The organism is Ensifer sp. R1-3, from assembly GCF_056739175.1.
Genome location: NZ_CP096517.1, coordinates 460,537 through 479,333, shown reverse-complemented (window position 1 = coordinate 479,333; position 18,797 = coordinate 460,537). Strand labels below are relative to the sequence as shown.

14 protein-coding genes and 1 pseudogene are annotated in these 18,797 nt (G+C 60.9%); 10 read left to right on the top strand and 5 right to left on the bottom strand.

Features of this window, described 5'->3' with window-relative positions:
* Positions 1-6 precede the first annotated feature (6 nt).
* The 5 genes from M1D43_RS27275 to pepT all read left to right on the top strand — a co-directional run bounded on the left by M1D43_RS27275 (position 7) and on the right by pepT (position 6,168).
* A complete protein-coding gene (locus M1D43_RS27275; protein WP_318889040.1) occupies positions 7-984 on the top strand; it encodes an ABC transporter permease in 978 nt (325 codons plus the stop codon).
* A gap of 13 nt (positions 985-997) precedes the next feature.
* Positions 998-1,873: an ABC transporter permease gene (locus M1D43_RS27270; RefSeq protein ID WP_127664885.1), complete on the top strand. Its 876-nt coding sequence runs from the start codon at positions 998-1,000 to the stop codon at positions 1,871-1,873.
* Positions 1,870-3,543 carry a dipeptide ABC transporter ATP-binding protein gene (locus M1D43_RS27265; RefSeq protein WP_498814727.1) on the top strand — a complete coding sequence of 558 codons (1,674 nt, stop codon included), beginning with the start codon at positions 1,870-1,872 and terminating at the stop codon, positions 3,541-3,543. Before M1D43_RS27270 ends, M1D43_RS27265 begins: the two co-directional genes overlap by 4 nt.
* A gap of 32 nt (positions 3,544-3,575) precedes the next feature.
* Complete coding sequence (locus M1D43_RS27260; RefSeq protein ID WP_498814726.1) at positions 3,576-4,811, top strand: CapA family protein; 1,236 nt, start codon at positions 3,576-3,578, stop codon at positions 4,809-4,811.
* Positions 4,812-4,941: 130 nt separating this feature from the next.
* A complete protein-coding gene (gene pepT / locus M1D43_RS27255) occupies positions 4,942-6,168 on the top strand; it encodes a peptidase T (RefSeq protein WP_498814725.1) in 1,227 nt (408 codons plus the stop codon).
* Between the two features lie 160 nt (positions 6,169-6,328).
* Here pepT and M1D43_RS27250 read toward each other — a convergent pair whose 3' ends face one another.
* The 5 genes and pseudogenes from M1D43_RS27250 to M1D43_RS27230 all read right to left on the bottom strand — a co-directional run bounded on the left by M1D43_RS27250 (position 6,329) and on the right by M1D43_RS27230 (position 11,834).
* Positions 6,329-6,874: a hypothetical protein gene (locus M1D43_RS27250; protein ID WP_164820836.1), complete on the bottom strand. Its 546-nt coding sequence runs from the start codon at positions 6,872-6,874 to the stop codon at positions 6,329-6,331.
* Positions 6,875-6,952: 78 nt separating this feature from the next.
* Positions 6,953-8,590 (bottom strand): arylsulfatase, encoded by a 1,638-nt coding sequence (locus M1D43_RS27245; RefSeq protein ID WP_010967491.1) that lies wholly within the window; start codon positions 8,588-8,590, stop codon positions 6,953-6,955.
* Between the two features lie 232 nt (positions 8,591-8,822).
* Positions 8,823-9,151: pseudogene (locus M1D43_RS27240) on the bottom strand (response regulator transcription factor).
* Between the two features lie 162 nt (positions 9,152-9,313).
* Complete coding sequence (locus M1D43_RS27235; RefSeq protein WP_498814724.1) at positions 9,314-9,928, bottom strand: response regulator transcription factor; 615 nt, start codon at positions 9,926-9,928, stop codon at positions 9,314-9,316.
* Positions 9,929-9,932: 4 nt separating this feature from the next.
* Entirely contained in the window at positions 9,933-11,834 is a 1,902-nt protein-coding gene (locus tag M1D43_RS27230; RefSeq protein ID WP_498814723.1) for a sensor histidine kinase, read from the bottom strand.
* Between the two features lie 256 nt (positions 11,835-12,090).
* Here M1D43_RS27230 and M1D43_RS27225 point away from each other — a divergent pair, with 256 nt between their 5' ends.
* From M1D43_RS27225 to M1D43_RS27205, 5 genes are all read left to right on the top strand, one after another.
* A complete protein-coding gene (locus M1D43_RS27225) occupies positions 12,091-13,434 on the top strand; it encodes a DUF3300 domain-containing protein (protein ID WP_498814722.1) in 1,344 nt (447 codons plus the stop codon).
* Between the two features lie 19 nt (positions 13,435-13,453).
* Positions 13,454-14,404, top strand: a complete 951-nt coding sequence (locus M1D43_RS27220; protein ID WP_498814720.1) for a DUF2950 domain-containing protein — start codon at positions 13,454-13,456, stop codon at positions 14,402-14,404.
* A 68-nt stretch (positions 14,405-14,472) separates the two neighbouring features.
* Complete coding sequence (locus M1D43_RS27215) at positions 14,473-14,949, top strand: hypothetical protein (RefSeq protein ID WP_127624232.1); 477 nt, start codon at positions 14,473-14,475, stop codon at positions 14,947-14,949.
* 3 nt (positions 14,950-14,952) lie between these two features.
* The gene (locus M1D43_RS27210) at positions 14,953-16,182 is read left to right on the top strand and encodes an HlyD family secretion protein (RefSeq protein WP_028011581.1); all 1,230 of its coding nucleotides are present in this window, start codon (positions 14,953-14,955) and stop codon (positions 16,180-16,182) included.
* A 134-nt stretch (positions 16,183-16,316) separates the two neighbouring features.
* The gene (locus M1D43_RS27205) at positions 16,317-18,413 is read left to right on the top strand and encodes a mechanosensitive ion channel family protein (protein ID WP_127624233.1); all 2,097 of its coding nucleotides are present in this window, start codon (positions 16,317-16,319) and stop codon (positions 18,411-18,413) included.
* Positions 18,414-18,797 lie beyond the last annotated feature (384 nt).

Here is an 18,797-nt window from a genome sequence, read left to right as displayed (position 1 = left end):
GCGGTCATGGGCATGATCTCGGTTGCATTGGGAAGGCTGGGCCAAGCCTTCCTGCTCCTCATCGCCATGTCGTTGATCGGCTTTATCGGCATCCACAGCGTCGGCAATCCGGTCTTCAACGTCGTCAACATCGAAACAGCTACGCCCGAGGATATTCACGCCGCAACGATCGCGCTCGGTCTTGATCAGCCGATCTGGCGCCAATACCTCGCATTCATCGGCAATGTCGTCAGCGGCAACTTCGGCACCTCCTACATCTATCATCTGCCCGCCTTCGAGTTGGTGATGAGCAAACTGCCGGCAACGCTTGAGCTCGCCTCCATCGCGATGCTGATCGCCGCACCGCTCGGGACCGGACTCGGTCTCCTGGCCGGCCGACGCAGCGGCACGCTGTTCGACAGAACCATGGTCAAGGCGAGCGTGTCGGCGCTGAGCATCCCTTCCTTCTGGCTGGCGATGATGCTGATCCTCGTCGGCGCCATCCTGACCGGCTGGTTCCCGTCCGGTGGCCGCGGCTTGACTGCGAGCTTCCTGGGTCAGGAATGGAGTTTTCTGACTGCAAATGGATTATGGCACCTCGTGCTTCCGGCCTTGGCGCTGGCGATACCGAACATCGCTCTGATTGCCCGTCTATCGCGATCGGGAACAATCGAAGTCGAGAACCTGGATTACACAAGGTTTTGCCGCGCCAAGGGGCTTTCCTCGCGAAGGATCCTGTTCCGCCACACCCTTCCGAACATCAGCGTGCCGATCGTGACGATCATCGGACTGCAGTTCGGCGGCATGCTCGCCTTTGCCGTGGTGGTGGAAACGATCTTTTCGTGGCCGGGCGTCGGCAAGCTTCTGATCGACTCCATCCAGCTCCTCGACCGGCCAGTGGTGATGGCGACGCTGACCTTCATTGCCGTCGCCTTCGTCGCGCTGAATGCCCTCGTCGACTTGTTCTATGCCGTGCTCGACCCGCGCGTGCGCCTGTCTTCATGAAAGGTGACCCGTCATGAAAGCCCAAATCGTAAGCGCGCTGAAGAGGCGCCGACACGGACCGGTGCTGACCGCGTCCAAGCTGCTGCTGGCAAGCTACATCCTGGTTGCCATCGCTGCACCCTTGATCGCGCCGCAAAACCCCTATGACCCGCTGCAGATCTACGGCTGGGAGGCGTCCTCGCCACCCGGTACACGTGGCAGCGGCGGCTATCTCTACCTGCTTGGAACCGACGGTCTCGGCCGAGACATCGTCAGCACCATTTTCTACGGCCTGCGCATCAGCCTGGTGGTGTCGATCGTCAGTAGCGCGCTCGCCGCGCTGATCGGGCTGACCGCCGGCGTCAGTGCCGCGTATTTCGGGAAATGGGTCGACATCGCGATCATGCGGCTGGTCGACCTGCAGCTCAGCCTGCCGACGATCCTGATTGCGCTCATCGCCATCGTCACGCTCGGGCCCGGCATAGACCGGATCATCCTGGCGTTGATCATCGCGCAATGGGCGACCTATGCCCGGATCGCCCGCGGCGTCGCACTCAGCGAAGCGAACAAGCCTTACATGGATGCGGCCCGCTTGATGCGGCTGCCAACGTCCCGGATCATCTTCCGCCACCTGCTTCCGAACAGCATCGCGCCCGCCGTCACCTTGATACCGATCGAGGTCGGCCATGCCGTCGCACTCGAGGCGACCCTCTCCTTTCTTGGGCTGGGCGTCCCGATCGACAAGCCCTCGCTCGGCTCGGCGGTCGCAAACGGGTTCCAGTACCTCCTGACCGGCCAATACTGGATCAGCCTGTTCCCGGGCCTCGCCCTCTTCGGCCTGATCGCCAGCATCAATCTCGTCGGCGAAGACGTTCGCCGCAGCCTCGATCCAAGGAACCATTCGCGATGACAGTGGAACACGTGACGACACCCCTGCTGCGGGTTGAGAACCTTGGCCTTCGCCATGTCTCGGGCTCGGCCACAACAGCAATCCTGTCCGACGTGAGTTTCGAACTCGGGCGCGGCGAGATCCTCGGCATCATCGGCGAGTCCGGCGCCGGCAAGTCGACCGTCGGCAATGCCATCCTCGGGCTGCTTTCGCCCGAGTTCCAGCAAACCTCCGGAACGATCGAGTTCGATGGCAAGGCGATCGACGGCATGACTGCCGACGAGCGCGAGACGCTGCGAGGACGGCGGATATCGGCGATCTTCCAGGACCACACCGCCTCGCTCGATCCGCTGATGAGCGTCGGCGCCCAAGTCGAAGATACCTGCCTTGCGCTCGACAGCTCGCTTTCCAGGCGCGAGGCGCGTGCCCGCGCGATTGATCTGCTTGCCCGTGTCGGCATTCCCGAACCGGAGCGGCGATACCGCAATTACCCGCACCAGTTCTCCGGCGGGCAGAGGCAACGCGTCGTCATCGCCATTGCGCTTGCCGGCTCTCCCGACATCATCATCGCCGACGAGCCGACCTCGGCGCTCGATGCGACGGTCCAGAAGCAGGTTCTGGAACTTCTAAAAATTCTTGTCGACGAAACCGGTGTCTCGATCATCCTCGTCACCCACGACATGGGCGTGATCTCCGAAATCACCAACCGGGTTCTCGTCATGCGAAAGGGCCAGGTGGTCGAAGCGGACCGCACGACCGCCATTCTCGATCAGCCCCGCCATGACTATACGAAAAAGCTGCTCGCCGCCGTCCCAAGGCTTCGCATCCCGACAGGCACTGCCAACACGGAAGACAACGGCGGCCAGGCGCACTCTCCCGCCACAGACGGCGACCAGAACCCACTTCTCATCGCCGAAGGCCTTTCGAAACAGTTCGCGCCGCAGGGTTTTGCCTGGGGCGTCGGCCGGGGCAAGCCGAGATTCGGCCTGCGCGACGTCGGTATTCGCCTGGCGCGCGGGTCGATCACCGGGATCGTCGGCGAGAGCGGCAGCGGAAAGACGACCTTCGGCCGCATCCTCGCGGGCCTCGACAAGGCGCCGACCGGCCGGATCACGATCGGGGAACACGCCTTCGACGTTTCGCGAAGTGGCCGCCGCAGCGGTCTTCTCGGCCGCGTCCAGATGATCTTCCAGGATCCATCCGTCTCCTTGAACCCCCGCATGACCATCGGCGAGACGCTCGACGAAAGCATCCGCTTCGGCGCAAGGACCCGTTCCGGCAAAGAGCCGGCGGACCTGGCCGCAATGATGGATCGGCTTGGTCTTCCGCGAAGCCTGCTCGGCCGCCATCCGCATCAGCTCTCCGGTGGCCAAAAGCAGCGTGTCTGTATCGCTCGCGCCCTGTTGGCACGGCCTGAGATCATCGTCGCGGACGAGCCGACGTCCGCGCTCGACGTCTCGGTTCAGGCCGAGATCGTCCAACTCCTGAAGGACACCATCGCCGAGCGGGCGATGACGATGGTCTTCATCTCGCACGACCTCGCGATCGTTCAAGCGATGTGCAGCTCCGTCTACATCTTCAAGGACGGCCGGATCGAGGATTTCGGGCCCACCGAGTTCATCTTCTCGCGATCCGACAATCCCTACACCCGCGCCCTCATCAACGCCCGCCCCCAGCGGTTCACATGCTGAGCGGCGCGGCATTGCCACAGAAGGTCACCTCAATGAATGACAGGTTCACATTGGCCGTAACCGGCCAATCGCTCATCAAGCACGATATCCGCGACATTCCTGCTCCTGCCTTCCGTGAGCTTCAGTCCCTTCTTCGCCAGGCGGATCTCTCATTCACCAACTTCGAGGGAACGATCCTTGGGCGTCACGGCGGCTGGCCGCTCAAAGGTTCGTTCTTCGGCTGCAGCGATCCGGTCGTTCTCGACACCCTCCGGGCGATAGGGTTTCGGGCACTTTCGCTCTCGAACAACCATGCTTTCGACCTCGGCCCGTCCGGCGTGCTTTCGACGCTCGAGGAAGTGGAGAAGCGAGGCTTCCTGCATGCCGGCCTCGGCCGCGATCAAGCGCAAGTCTCGCGGGCGAGCACCGCAACGATCGGCGGGCGGCGGGTCGCGATCGTCGCAATGGACGGGGGCCCCGGTCCGGATTTCATGTATGCTGCCGATGGCGACGACGACCGACCAGCACGCCCGGGCGTCAACCGACTGCGGCTCACCCAGGTACTCGCGGTCGACGGAGCTGCCTTCGAACAGATTAAGGCCATTCGCGACAAGATCGGTTATACGGCGATCGATCTCACCAATGACAGTCAGCCGGACGATCCGCCGCGCCTCGCCGCGGAATCCGAGGTCGGCATCGCGCGGGCCGTCTTCAGGCGATCGGGGCAATTCGGACGCAGCGTCAGGATCGATGAGGCGGATCTTTCCAGAAATCTCGCCTCTATCGCGACCGCGGCCAAGGACGGATCTCTGGTGGTCGCGTATCTGCACCATCACCATTGGGCGTCCGACTGGTACCAGGTCCCTGGCTGGGTGAGCGGCGTCGCCAGAGAGTGCATCGATGCTGGTGCTGCCATGTTCGTCAGCCACGGTGCGCCCGTTCTCCAGCCGATCGAGATCTACCGGGGCCGGCCGATCTTCTACAGCCTGGGGAATTTCATTTTCCATGTGCGTTCGGAGAAGTCGACGTGGACGGCACCCGAAGTCTGGGAAAGCGTCGTCGGGGTCTGCTCGTTCGGCGAGCACAATAGACTTATCGAGATCACGCTTTATCCCGTCGCCATCGGAGGCGACGAGGCATTGGCAGACAGGGTGCTGGAACGACGCCTGGCGCCACATCTTGCGACCGGGGAAAGTGCCGCGCGCATCTTGCGGCGGTGTTCAGAACAATCGGCCAGGCTCGGCGTCGACATCGAGGTTTCCGGCGGTGTTGGTCTTATCAGGCTCTAGCGAGCCCCGTGCGGAGCTCACGAACTTTCTTCGCAGTCCAAAGCGACTAGGAGGAGCGGCACTTGAGCGGCCCATTCCAGCCAAAAACATGAGCGACAAGCGTCGCATTTTCTGCATGAGGATGACGAGCATGAGAGTTCGGGAAGAACTTGTCAGCCGGTTTTTTCGCTATGCCGCGATCGAGAGCCAAAGCAACGGCCGCTCGCAGTCCCTGCCGTCCTCGCCGGGACAGGCGGCACTTGCCGCCCTGCTTGCCGACGAGATGCGCGCCATCGGCCTGGAGGACGTCTTCATCGACGCGCATGCCATCGTGACGGGAGTCAAACGTGGCAACAGGCCTGCAGCACCACCGATCGGCTTCATCGCGCATCTCGACACGGTCGATGTCGGCCTCTCGCCCGTCGTCCGCCCGCAAGTCCTCCGCTTCGAAGGCGAGGACCTTTGCCTCAACCGTCAAGAGGACATCTGGCTACGGGTCGCCGAACATCCGGAGATTCTGGATTGGGTCGGGGAAGAGATCATCGTCGGCCACGGCACCAGCGTGCTCGGTGCGGACAACAAGGCCGCCATCGCCGTGATCATGACGCTGCTTGCCCGCCTCGATCACGAGGTCGGCCACGGCGACGTCTTTGTCGCCTTCGTGCCGGACGAGGAAATCGGAATGCGCGGCGCCAAGGCGATGGACCTCTCCCGCTTCCCTTGTGACTTTGCTTACACGATCGACTGCTGCGAACTTGGCGAGGTGGTCCTGGAGACATTCAACGCCGCGTCCTGCGAGATCGTCTTTACCGGCGTCAGTGCGCACCCGATGTCCGCGAAGGGAATGCTGGTCAATCCCCTCCTGCTGGCGATGGACTTCATCTCCCACTTCGACCGCGAGGAGACGCCTGAATGCACGGACGAACGCCAGGGCTTTTTCTGGTTCAAGGACCTCATCGCCAACGACAGCGTGGCGAGCCTGACCGCCCTGATCCGGGATTTCGACACAGATGGCTTCAATCGGCGCAAACACCGGGTCGCCGAGGTCGCGGAACAAATGCGATTTCGCTATCCCACCGGAAATGTCCGGTATCAGATCATCGACACCTATCGGAACATCTCCACGAGCCTCGCTCGTGACGAGCGTGCCGTCGCTCTTCTGTTCAAGGCCATGGAGGAACTCGGCATCGAGAAGAAAGTAATCGCGATGCGCGGCGGCACCGATGGCGCGGTTCTCTCGGCCAGAGGAATACCGACACCGAACTTCTTCACCGGCGCCTACAACTTCCATTCACGCTACGAGTTTCTGCCCGTGCCAGCCTTCGAAAGATCGTTGGAAGTTGCGTCGAAGATTTGTCAGTTGGCGGCGACCGAGTGAGAACGTTGCGAACTGCGTACTCGAGCGGCTAGGCGCTCGACGAACGAGACAACAGCCTGCTTGGCCTCGCCTTCAATGGCAACAGGTAGCTCTTTGCACCGCGAATGAATAGGTCATGGCCCAATCTCCTCACGGTTCTCATCAGCAGGCACGCCATGGGTTACGTCACGCCGCCATGATCAAGGCCATCGCGATATTCCAAGAGCAGATCCCAAAGCCGGCCTTCACCGAGTGCAACGGCAAATTCCCTCGAAGCTAGATAGGGGATGAGTATCAGCAGCATGACTACGCTTGTTGCCAGAAGCTCTGGTAGCTTGGCGCCTCCAACTTCCGCAAGCGTGGCGGCGATCGTTCTGCCGTTGCTGAGCCCGACGATCGCTTCCTCGACGATGGATAGGACGATGAGCAGAAGAAGGTAGAGCCCGGCCTTGTAGGCGATAACGGAAACGAGCCGCAGCCTTCCATATCGTTCACCCAATTTCATTGCATGGCCGAGAAGGATGAACTTCCCGAGGATCAGCGCCTTAATAATCGGGACGCCGAATGCAGAGACGTGCACGCCCTGACTGCCAAGTATAGCCATCTTGTAAAGGACGAGCGCACCGAAGCAGACGTACAGATACACGGACAAAAGGGCATACTCCTTCAGCTCGCGCTTTGCTCTTTGGGCAATTGTCGCAGTCAGACGGGCTTTCTCTATCGTCATCAGTCTGCCTTTCATTCGCGCTGAAGGTCGCGCCGGCTGCTTGCCTTGCGCGACCCTGCGACAATTTCATAAATCGGGTCAGTGTCTGCCGCCCTCCTGCAGCTTCGCCATCACTTCGTTCAGCGCAAAGCTGCCAGGCGTTTGCCGCGGCGGGAAATCGACATAGGTCTGCAGGTGCCGGACCACGAAAGCCTGGGCCGGCACGAGCGCAAAGGCATGCTCGACACGCCACCGGTCGTAGTCACCGGCGACATGCTGGGCGATCTCGAAAGGATCAGCCCGCAGGTCGATGAGCTTGGGGAAACGCAGCGTTATCAACGGATCCTGCCACACATCGAGACCTTCGGCCCGTTGCTCCATGAACACAAGCTTCCAGCGGTCATAGCGCAGCGCGGCGAGATTGCCGTCGTCCGTCCAGTAGAAGTATTCCTTGCGCGAACTTGGCCCACTTCCCGCGAGCAGTTCCCGCTGATTGTACCCGTCGAGATGGACCTTGAAGGTCTTGCCCGCCGCCTCGTAGCCGGTGAGAAGCTTTTGCTTGACATCCGGTTCGCCGGCCGCCGCCACGAATGTCGGAACCCAGTCTTCGTGAGAGACGATGTCGTTGATTTCCGTGCCGGGCTTGATGACCCCCGGCCAGCGCATGACCCCAGGAACCCGGTAGCCACCTTCCCAGTTGGTGTTCTTCTCGCCATGAAACGGCGTGGATCCACCATCCGGCCACGAAAAGACCTCTGCGCCGTTGTCGGTTGTAAACAACACGATGGTGTTGTCAGCGATGCCCAAGTCGTCCAGTTGCTTTAGAAGCTGGCCAACCATGCCGTCGAATTCCGTCATACCGTCGGCCACCAAGCCGAGGCCGGTCTTGCCTTGTGACTCCGGCTTCAGATGCGTGTAGATATGCATTCGGGTCGCATTGAACCAGCAGAAGAACGGCTTTCCGGCCTTCTGGTTCTTATCGATGAAATTCATCGCGGCGCCCAAGAATTCCCCATCGACCGTCTCCATGCGCCTTTTGTCGAGAGGTCCGGTGTCCTCAATTTTCTGCTTGCCTACCCTGCCAAAGCGCGGGTCTTCGGTCGGGTCATCCGTGTCGCTCGCGACGCATCTAAGCACGCCGCGCGGACCGAATTTGGCGCGGAACTGCGGGTCTTTCGGGTAGTCGGGGTTTTCCGGCTCCTCTTCTGCATTGAGGTGATAGAGATTGCCGAAGAATTCATCAAATCCGTGCACGGTCGGCAGGAATTCATTGCGGTCGCCAAGATGATTCTTGCCGAACTGACCGGTAGCGTAGCCGTGCGGCTTGAGCAGCTCAGCTAGCGTTGGATCCTTGTCCGACAGGCCTTCCTTGGCGCCTGGAAGACCAACTTTGAGGAGCCCGGTGCGGAAGCAGCTTTGCCCTGTAATGAACGCGGCTCGGCCCGCAGTGCAGGATTGTTGGGCGTATAGGTCGGTAAAGATCGCCCCTTCGTCGGCAATGCGGTCGATGTTGGGGGTTTGGTATCCCATCTGGCCGCGGTTGTAGGCGCTTGTGTTCCACCAGCCGATATCGTCGCCGAAGATAACCAGTATATTCGGCTTTTTGCCCGCCGTTTGCGCTTTTGCGCCCGCGCCGGTCAAAGACCCCAAAGCCGTTACGGCCAGCAAAGATCCTCCCGCAAGCAGAACCTCGCGCCGGCTTGGATGGCGGCGCGAATTTGCGTGCTTATCGCTCATCTTTCTTCTCCCTGATTGCTTTGAAGGCAGGCATGGTGGCACCAACACCCGCGGGCGTCCGGCCACTTCGGTCGGAACACACCCTCCCTCAATGATGTCGGATTTTCTGGCACTCTCCCCTTGATGGCGCTTCCGCTGTTTTTCTGGTGGCAATTCTATGAAGTTTATGACCAGGCGCTATTGTACTTTGGGGAAGACACTTCCTGTATGCGGGTAGACCCCGATCCGACGCTCAATCCGTTGCATCCCCAGCGAGTGCCTCCTTGACTGCAGCAATCAACGAGGCAGCGGCAAACGGCTTCTGGAGATAGGCGAGGCAACCCACCCTACGCGCCTCCAGTTGCCATCATCGATAGCCGTGATGAAAATGACCGGGAGCCGGCAATGAGCGGTTTTCAGCCGGCGCCGCAACTCCATGCCCGACATGTCCACAAGGTGCATGTCGAGCACGACGCAGCCGAGCTTCGCCGGCGTAGCGTGGCTGAGAAAGGCTTCGGCCGAGGAGTATCCCTCAGTCCTCAAACCACAGGCGTTCAGCAATCGCTCTACGCTCGTCCGCATGCTCGGATTGTCTTCCACGACAGCAACCGGTCGGGTTCCCAACGTACTGCCTTTCCAGTGCTGGTCGGCCGCGGAATGCGGTCATGAAGGCCATTAGGAGGCAAAATTGCGGTGTCGCCTATTGTCCTTAGGGGAAGACGAATGTGAAGGCCGGCGCGTCAGTCATGTGGTTTTTTCAAGCAAGCCCAGTCGTTCCGCCATCGACACGACCTCGGCCAGAGAGCGGACTCCCAGCTTTTCCATGACCTTGTGACGGTGTGCCTTGACGGTCCGCTCGGATGTGTTGAGCTCAAAGGCGACCTGCTTGTTGCGCTTGCCACGAACGATCAGGTCGAAGACTTGTGACTCCCGTGGTGTCAGGCTGGCAAGAAGAGTATGCAACGCTTGGGCACGATCGTGGTCCTTGCGTCTCGTCTCACAAAGCTGCAGCGCCCGTTCAACGGCTTCAAGCACCGCCGCGCTCGAGGCCGGCTTTTCGAGAAAGTCATGGGCGCCAGCCTTCATCGCCCGCACAGTAATCCCGATATCGCCACGGCCAGTGAGAAAGACGATCGGCAGGAGAGGTGCCAAATCGGCAAGACGAGCCTGCAGCTCCAAGCCGGATAGGCCAGGCATCTGCAAGTCGAGCAGAATGCAGCCGGACCCCCTTGGCAGGCGTGCCAGTAACTCTTCCCCCGATGAGTAGGACTCGATTTGGAAGCCCGAGGACGCGAGCATTCGCCCCACCGCTGCGCGGAACGATTTGTCGTCATCGACGATATGAACGGTCGGGCCCACTGAATCACCCCGGTCGCGCGAGGGGCAGGACAAAGCGAAAGACAGCACCGCCCTGCGGGCGGTTGTCGGCCCAGAGCTTGCCACCATAGATTTCTATTATGACGCGAGCAATCGAAAGACCAAGCCCGGTGCCAGTAGGCTTGGTCGTATAGAAAGCATCGAAGATGTTGCTGAGCTTGTCGCTTGGAATCCCGCTCCCGGTGTCGGAAATCGACACTTCAACCTTTTCATTTCTCTCTACCATCGTCGTTTGAAACATCAGATTTCGCTCGGCGGTCGGTGCTTGGAGCATGGCGTCCATCGCGTTAATCGCCAGGTTGAGAATGACTTGCTGGACATGCACCCGATCGGCGCGAACCGGCAGCCCTTGCGCGGACGCAACGGAACTGACGGTCACATCTCGTCGCTGAGCTTCCGGGTGAAGAATGTGAATCGCGCTCCGAACGACATCGTTCAAGTCGAATTCTTGCCAGTCGATCTCGCTGCGCTTCCTCAGCAATCCCCTCATCCGGTCAATGATGTCGCCAGCGCGCTGGTCGTCGTCGCGGATGTCGGCGAGAATCTGCTGGATCAGCTTCAAGTCGGGATTCGGTCTCTCGAGCATCAGGGCTGCGGTTTCGGCGTTGATGCGGATGGCACCGAGCGGTTGATTGAGCTCATGGGCGATCGAGGCCGACAGTGCACCGGCAGTGGCCGATTGGTTCAGATGGATAACCTCGAGAAGACGATGACGCGCTTGAAACTCCGCGGCTGCCCGGCGACGGCGTTCAAGGACCAACGAAACGATAACCAGACTTTGAGCTGCGACAAAGGCGGATATCGCTATGATCTCCTTCCAGTATTCTTGCCAAAGCGACCTTTCCTTGAACAATACGGCGGTGCCAAGCGGAAGATCGGCTTCGGAAAGCCCCCAACGCCGCAATTGCCGTGAATCGGCCATGTAGCTTTGCGGTACGGTGATATCGGTGATCGCCTTGCCGGCAAGGGCGTCGATGGCAAGACCGGCGACGGCGGTCCCGGTGGATTCGAAAGTCGCCGCATTGCCGCCGACGACGCCATGGTCCAGATATGTGGAATATGGACCATAGACCGGGGCGCTGGCCGCTTTCGCGATCTTTTCCAGTGAATTGCGCGGGACGAAGTTCCGGCCGGTGCGATCACTTAGCACGGTCAAGACGACGACAATTGTGTCTGGCGGAAGAGCTGCCACGCGCTCGACAAACTCCTCGATGGACAATCCGGTGAGATAGGTCGTCTCAATATAGCTCGGCAGGCCGATCAGGTCTTCCTGCGCCGCCGCGACCCATGCTTTGTCGAATTCGGCAGATCCCGCAATCACCACAACTTGCCGGGCGTCCGGCTGCAATCCGATCGCCATCTCGACGGTTTTCCTTATCTCGAATTCCGTCAATGCGCCCACGACGTCATTTGGCAAGCGCAACTCCTCGGCAGTGGCACTGCCGAATCCGCCGAAGACGATTTTCGCATCCGGCGCGATTGCATTTCGGTTCGCAACAATGAAACGGGTCGATTCCTCACCCAGGGCGATGACCAGGTCCGGTCGGCCATCGCTGTACTTCTCAGCGAGATAGCGCGCTATGCGATCGACGTGGCCTTTCTTCGGAAATCTCGAAAGATCGAGGAACTCCGAGAAGACCTCGACCTTGCCGGAGGTCGCCTCGACGAGCCGAGTTCTCGCGGCCTCACCGACGATATTCGTAGCGGGAATGCGCTCATCATAGGGGTAGAGGATCAGGACACGTGGAACCGGCCCTGCGCCTTGCGCAGGACAAATTCCGGTCGCCGCGAAAATCACGACCAACAGAAGACAGATGAAGGCGGACGCGTTCAGGCATGAGGGGCTCACACGGATTCTGCCGAAACGTGCCTGGGACCGAGCAATCATGCGACACCAGGTGGCTGGAAATTATCGAGGAACGCTTCTGAAATGACCTTGAAAGATTACTTCGTCGGTTGCCCTAAAGGACAATATTCTAGACGCTAGCTTACCACTAAAATTCACCTATGGTGAGTGTCGGTTGCATTGATCCGACGTGCTTCGGTCCCCTCAGATTGTCAGCACATGCACGGCACCTGGGACGTAGCGATAGCGAAAGGACGTGCAGTGAGCATTCCGCACAGGTTCGGGGAGGAGTGAATCGATGATACCGCCGAGGATCATTGCACTGAGCAGCGCGATGACGATCATGCTGTCATTGCAGGTGACCGCACCTCTTGCACAAGAAGCGCCTACCCCCTCCGGGCAGGAGCAAGCCGCCCCAGAACCGCTCTCCGAGGATGAACTCGAGGTGCTCGTCGCCCGTATCGCGCTCTATGCGGACGAGTTAGTCGCGCTGGTCTCGGCCGCGTCGCTTTTTCCCCTGCAGGTCGTTGAGGCGGAACGGTTTCTCGAGGCGCGCAAGAAGAACCCTGACCTGATGCCAAAGGAAGGCTGGGACGGCAGCGTGATCTCGCTGCTCAACTATCCCGATATCGTCAAGATGATGAGCGAGGAACTCGAATGGACGCAAAGCTTCGGCCAGGCGATCACCTATCAGCAGAAGGACGTGCTCATCGCCATCCAGCAATTGCGCGACGAGGCACTCGCCAAGGATATCATCAAGTCCGATGACAAGGTGAAGGTGGTCGAGGAGGGTGACAACATCATCATTCAGTCGGCGAGCCCTGAAATAATCTACGTGCCGCAATATCCGCCGGAGATGCTCTACGAGCCGGATTACGCGCCAGCTCCGGTGGCCTACTATCCGGATCCCTATCCGGCCTACTACTATCCGGCTGCGACCTTCTTCGCCGGAGCGGTGACAGGCGCGGCATTCGCCGCCGTCGTGGACTGGGATGATTGGGGCGTCTGGGGCGGTCGCTGGAACGGCGACATCGACGTCGATTGCAATAAGTGCTTCAACAACATCGATATCGACGGCAAGATCAAGTGGAGCGATATCGACTGGAAAAACGTCGACCGCAGCAAGCTTCAGATCGATCGGGACCAGTTCCAGAAGTTCGACCGTGCGAACATCAAGAACAACATCAAGGCGGACGGCGACAACAACATCCGCAACCGTGCCGCCGAAATCAATCGCGACCGGGTGGGCGCACGTCCGGGCGCGGGCGCCGCCCAGGTCAAGGATGTCCGCAGGAGCACACTCGAGGGCCTGAAGGCGCAACCGCGACCAGAGGTGCGGCCAGCCGCAGGCCCCGGCGGCGCGCGGGCGGTCGCGAAGGCCGCACCCGGCGGTTCGAAGGCCAGCGTCAACCGTCCCAAGGGCAAGAAGCCCTCGCAGGTCAACCGCCCGGCTGGCAAGCCGAAGATGGCGGCCAAGGCGCAGAACCGGCCAAAGAAGCCGTCCGGCCTCGGCAATGTTTCATCCGGGCGGCGGGAGGTGGCGTCGTCGCGTCGCGGCGGCGAAAGCATGGGCGGCGGCCATCGCGGCGGCGGATCGCACAAGGCGATCAAGCGTGGCGGCGGTGGCGGTCGCAGACGTTGAACGAAGGGGAAGCACGACCATGACACAGCTCTTGCATACTCTTCTCCTCGGATCGGCAATTACGCTCACGCTCGTCAATGCGCCGATCAATGTGGCACTCGCGCAGGCGCAGCCGTCGGTAAGCGTCGATGACTATGCCGCCGCAGAAGACCCGCCTGCCTTCGACGATCCATCGAAGGCGGTCGACGCCTTCAAGTCGGCGCTGACCACCAATGACTTCGACGGTCTTGCAGAACTCCTTGGCCTTGACGCCGCAAAGCTGAGGACGGGTGAAGGAGCGATGGAGACCTTCAATCTCATCCGCGAGGGCGCGGCCCGCAAGGTCGTCGTGCGCGATCTCGACAATCGCAAGATCCTCGAGATCGGCGACCGGCTGTGGCCGCTGCCGTTCCCGATCACCGAGCGCGAGGAAGGCAAATGGGCCTTCGACACCTATGTCGGGCTCGAAGAGATCGTCAACCGCCGCGTCGGCGAGAACGAGCTCGAGGCGATAGAGACGGTACGGGCCTATGTCGAGGCGCAGAAGGACTATGCGGAACGGGATCGCGATGCGGACGGCGTCTTCGAATATGCCCAGAAGCTGATCAGCAGTCCGGGCCAGACCGACGGCCTCTACTGGCCGGCCGACCAGGGCGATGGCGAAAGCCCTGTCGGCGACGCCATCAGCGAAGCCGCATTGGAAAAGGCTAAGGCCGGCGAAGGCTATTTCGGTTATCGCTTCCGCATCCTGACCTCACAGGGGGACAACATAGCCGGCGGTCGGCACGACTACGTCATCAACGGCAACATGATCGCCGGCTACGGATTGATCGCCTGGCCGGTCACATATGCCGAAACCGGCGTGAAGACCTTTGTCGTCAACCAACAGGGCATCGTCTATGAAAGGGACCTCGGAGCGAGCACCGCGGAGATCGTGCCCTTCATCGACCGCTTCGATCCGGACGACAATTGGAACGTGGTCAACGACTGAACCGCTTACCTCTGAAGCAGCCAGGCCCGCAAGGGCTAGATCAAAACAGCATTCTAGGGGTCGCAGAAATGGCAGAGACATTGCATCCGGCCGCAGTCGATCATCTCCCTGTGTTCATCACCGCTCCGGGGGACACGGATATTCTCTTCAATGTCATGGTGGTGTTCGTGCTGCTGCTGATCTTCCTGATCGGCATTCTCTATCTACGGCTGCACGCGCTGCCGGAGCACATGGCGCATGGCGCGAGCAAGGTTCAGCTACAGTTGGTCGCCGTTCTGTCGCTGATCGCGCTGTTCACCCACAATCATCTGTTCTGGATCGCCGCGCTGTTGCTGGCACTGATCGAGTTTCCGGATTTCTCGTCTCCCATCACCTCGATGGCCGACTCGCTTCGGAAAATTGCCGATCGGAACGATCGGCCGCTGGAAACCGCGTTGATGGAACCACAAGAGAAACCGACAAAACCGCACCCAGCGCAGCCCGAATGGACACCGTTCGAACCGGGGCCTTCGGCCAGCGACACCTTATCAGAGCGGAGGGGTTGAGCCATGTTGGAGTTCATGATCTGCTCGATGCTGACGATCTTTCCCGACTTTCTCTTTCGCCGCTATGTTCAGGGAAAGAGGATCGGCCGGGAGATCAATCTCTATTCCATGTGGTTCGAGCTGCGTTGGGGTATCACCGCCTGCGTGATCCTCACCCTTTCGCTGATCACGCTGATTTTCTATTTTCATCCTTCCACAAAGAACGTCACAGCCGTTTTCCGCACGGTTACCATCTTGCCCGAGTCGACCGGACGCGTGGCCGAAGTGTTCGTCGGCACGAACGAGAAAGTCGCGGCGGGAGCTCCCCTCTTCCGCCTCGACAACACGGAACAGCGGGCGGCGCTTGAAACGGCCCGCCGGCGCGTCGCCGAAATCGACGCTGAGACGGCGGTCGCGCAGACCGAACTGGCGGCGGCTGATGGGATGATCGCACAAGCGCAAGGCGCGTACCAACAGGCGCTGGACGAACTCAACACACAGGTTGAGCTCAATCGTCGCAACCCGAACGTGGTGGCAAGGCGGGAAATCGAAAGGCGTCAGGTGGCCGTGGACGGCCGCAACGGTGCGCTTGCCGCCGCCGTTGCCAACAAGCAGACCCTTCAGACGAAAATCGCCTCCCTTCTGCCAGCGCAGAAGGCCAGCGCCGAGGCAGCGCTAGCCCAGGCCCAGGTCGAACTCGACAAAACCATTGTGCGTGCAGGCACCGCCGGTATGCTTCAGCAGTTTGCTCTGCGGCCCGGCGACATCGTCAATCCGATGATCCGCTCCGCCGGCATCCTGGTGCCTGATGATCGCCGGATTGGGCTGATCGCCGGCTTTGGCCAGATCGAGGCCCAGGTGATGAAGCCGGGCATGATCGCCGAGGCGACCTGCGTCGGCAAACCCTTCACCATTATTCCGATGGTGGTAACAGAGGTCCAGAACGTTATCGCCACCGGGCAGATTCGCCCGACCGATCAGCTCGCCGACGTGCAACAGATGTCGCGTCCTGGGACGCTGACCACTTTCCTGGAACCGCTTTTCGACGGCCAGTTCACTGGCATCCCGCCCGGAAGCAGTTGCATCGCCAACGCCTACACCAGCAATCACGACGAATTGCACTCGCCGGACATTAGCACACCGCGCTGGCTGTTCCTGCACATGGTGGACGCCGTGGGGCTGGTACACGCCATGATCCTCCGGCTGCAAGCGCTGCTCCTGCCGGTGCAGACGCTTGTACTGACAGGGCATTGAATTGGAGGAGCGCCGGATCCTTGACTGGCGGCGCCTTCTTGCTCGTCTCGGAAGCCTACGGGCCGGTGCAACGACGTAATCCGCCCGCCTGGGTATCGTGGCCGTCTATAACCGGTGCAAAGGACTGGAAGCAGATGAGTGCAGTCTTCAAGCATGGTGATAGAGGCCTTGCCGCGATCGTTCTGTGTCTCCAGCTCGTTTTCGGGCTTGCCTCTACGGTGGCAGCACAGGAGCCGGCGACCGCTACCGCGCCGCCCGCGAAGGTCCAGCAACTGATCGAATTGCTGGACGACCCGGAAGTCCGGCAATGGCTCACCGCCGAGCAGGCCGCGGCGCCGGCCGCCGCCACGGCACCGGCGGGTCTCGCATCCCAATGGATCGCAGAAGTCAGGAGACACCTTGGCGGCATGCGGAACGCCGTGCCGCGGGTGGTTCCCGAGTGGATGGCGGCGAGAGAGCGCATCGCGGCCGAGATGCACCAAGGGACGATGCCGATCCTGCGCGGCTTCGCCTTTTTGCTCCTTGCCGGCTACGGCGCCGAGTTCCTGCTGCGTTATCTCCTGCGGCGCAGTGCAAGCCGAAGCTTGGCTCAGTTCGGGCCTGGTCTTGACGCTCTTCTTCGCATCGCACCGCTGGTCGTCTTCGCGATCGCAGCGATCGCGGCCTTCGTGTTAGCCGGCTGGCCACGCCAGCTCGAGGTGGCGGTCGCACCGCTGCTCATCGCCTGGATCGCCGCCCGCTTGCTGGTTGCAATCGCTGCGGCCGTGTTCAAGCCAGCAGAGGACGGCAGGGCGCTGGAGGCGGGCGTATCTCTCACGCCGGAAGCAGCGCATTTCTGGCACAGACGGTTGGTGCTGTTTGCCTGTTCCGTTGCTTTCCTGTGGGCCGTTATCGACGTGATGCAGGCACTCGCGTTTCCGGCCGACGTCCGCGATCTTACGGCTGCCGCCCTCGGCCTCGTCGTACTGGGCCTGGCGATCGATACCGTGTTGCGCCGACCCGTCGCGGAAATGTCAGCCGGACGGCGGATAATGCGCAATGCGCTGCTCATCGGCTTCCTTGTGCTGCTGTGGCTCGTCTGGGTCGCGGGCATGAAGGTGCTGTTCTGGCTCGGCATCTATGTACTCGGCCTGCCGCCGCTGTTGCGTTTCACCAGTGCCACTACAAAGACAATGCTGGACGCCGAAGCGGCGGATAACGTCCGGGTCATGCGCAACGTCCTGATTGACCGGGGTGCCCGGTTCGCGATCATAGCGCTCGCGGCCGCCTGGCTCGCCGTCGTTTTCCGTATCAACGGCAGTGCGATGATGCAGGACGATGTTTTCAACCGGATCTTCCGCGGTCTTCTTGCAGGCGTAGTTATTCTGCTTGCGGCAGATCTGATCTGGCAACTGGCGAAGGGTTTCATCGATCTGCACCTGAGGCGGGCGAGCGTCAACGGTGCCGACTCAGCGCAACTCGCCCGCAGCATGCGGTTGCGCACGCTGCTGCCGATCCTGCGCAATTTTCTCGCGGCCTTCATCGCGGTCGTCGCCGGCATGATGGTGCTCTCCGGCCTCGGCGTTCATGTCGGCCCGCTGATCGCCGGTGCCGGCGTCTTTGGTGTCGCCATCGGCTTCGGCTCACAGACACTGGTCAAGGATATCCTCAGTGGCGTGTTTTACATGATGGACGATGCCTTTCGGGTCGGCGAATACATCCAAAGCGGCAGCTACAAAGGCACAGTGGAATCCTTCAGCATCCGTTCGGTGAAGCTTCGGCATCACCGCGGACCGGTGTTCACCGTTCCTTTCGGCTCGCTCGGCGCTGTCCAGAACATGAGCCGCGACTGGGTTATCGACAAGTTCATGATCAACGTCTCCTACGACGCCGACGTTGCCAAGGTGAAGAAGGTCGTCAAGGGCATAGGCGCCGCGCTCCTCGACGATCCCGAACTCGGGCCGCTGATCATAGAAACGGTGAAGATGAAGGGCGTCGAGCAGTTCGGCGACTATGGCATCACCTTAAGTTTCGCCATGACGACGAAGCCCGGACACCAGACCCAGATCAGGCGCCGGGCCCAGGCCATGATCAAGGATGCCTTCGCGGCCAACAGCATCCATTTTGCCTCGCCGACCGTTCAGGTCGCTGGTGATGAAGCGCAAGCGACAGCGGCCGCCGCCGCGACACGCGACGCAATCGCGAAGAGGAATGCGGCCGCGGCGCAGAAGGGGGAGACAGCCGCCGAGTAGTTCATTGGTCTGCGGGAGTGAAAGTGCATGGGCGCCATCGTTCTTGTGCCGCTTCACGGATATGGATCCGGCTCAAGACGGCAGCTGCACAATTTGTCAAACACAGCGGCTGGGTCCGAGACACGACTTTGCAGTGCCACCGGTATATGTCCCGAAGTGGATGCGAAGCTGCCGTTCGGCAGCTTCGCATCCACTTCGACTGTCCACCACTGCAGCCCTTAGAAATCGACACCGAATGGCGGAAATCTGTGCAACTACGTCAATCGCTGGTCGCCAATCGCGTTTGAGCAATTCTGGCGCCACCGAGGATCCTTGTCCTCAAGCTCGTAGACGCGACCGGGGACGATCGCGCGCCTGGTTGACGATCTCGATGGCGATCTCGGG

Coding starts and splice junctions, on each gene's coding strand:
- M1D43_RS27270 (WP_127664885.1), top strand. CDS start 998: ATGAAAGCCCAAATCGTAAGCGCGCTGAAGAGGCGCCGACACGGACCG.
- M1D43_RS27225 (WP_498814722.1), top strand. CDS start 12,091: ATGATACCGCCGAGGATCATTGCACTGAGCAGCGCGATGACGATCATG.
- M1D43_RS27230 (WP_498814723.1), bottom strand. CDS start 11,834: ATGATTGCTCGGTCCCAGGCACGTTTCGGCAGAATCCGTGTGAGCCCC.
- M1D43_RS27210 (WP_028011581.1), top strand. CDS start 14,953: ATGTTGGAGTTCATGATCTGCTCGATGCTGACGATCTTTCCCGACTTT.
- M1D43_RS27260 (WP_498814726.1), top strand. CDS start 3,576: ATGAATGACAGGTTCACATTGGCCGTAACCGGCCAATCGCTCATCAAG.
- M1D43_RS27275 (WP_318889040.1), top strand. CDS start 7: ATGGGCATGATCTCGGTTGCATTGGGAAGGCTGGGCCAAGCCTTCCTG.
- M1D43_RS27220 (WP_498814720.1), top strand. CDS start 13,454: ATGACACAGCTCTTGCATACTCTTCTCCTCGGATCGGCAATTACGCTC.
- M1D43_RS27215 (WP_127624232.1), top strand. CDS start 14,473: ATGGCAGAGACATTGCATCCGGCCGCAGTCGATCATCTCCCTGTGTTC.
- M1D43_RS27245 (WP_010967491.1), bottom strand. CDS start 8,590: ATGAGCGATAAGCACGCAAATTCGCGCCGCCATCCAAGCCGGCGCGAG.
- M1D43_RS27205 (WP_127624233.1), top strand. CDS start 16,317: ATGAGTGCAGTCTTCAAGCATGGTGATAGAGGCCTTGCCGCGATCGTT.
- pepT (WP_498814725.1), top strand. CDS start 4,942: ATGAGAGTTCGGGAAGAACTTGTCAGCCGGTTTTTTCGCTATGCCGCG.
- M1D43_RS27265 (WP_498814727.1), top strand. CDS start 1,870: ATGACAGTGGAACACGTGACGACACCCCTGCTGCGGGTTGAGAACCTT.
- M1D43_RS27250 (WP_164820836.1), bottom strand. CDS start 6,874: ATGACGATAGAGAAAGCCCGTCTGACTGCGACAATTGCCCAAAGAGCA.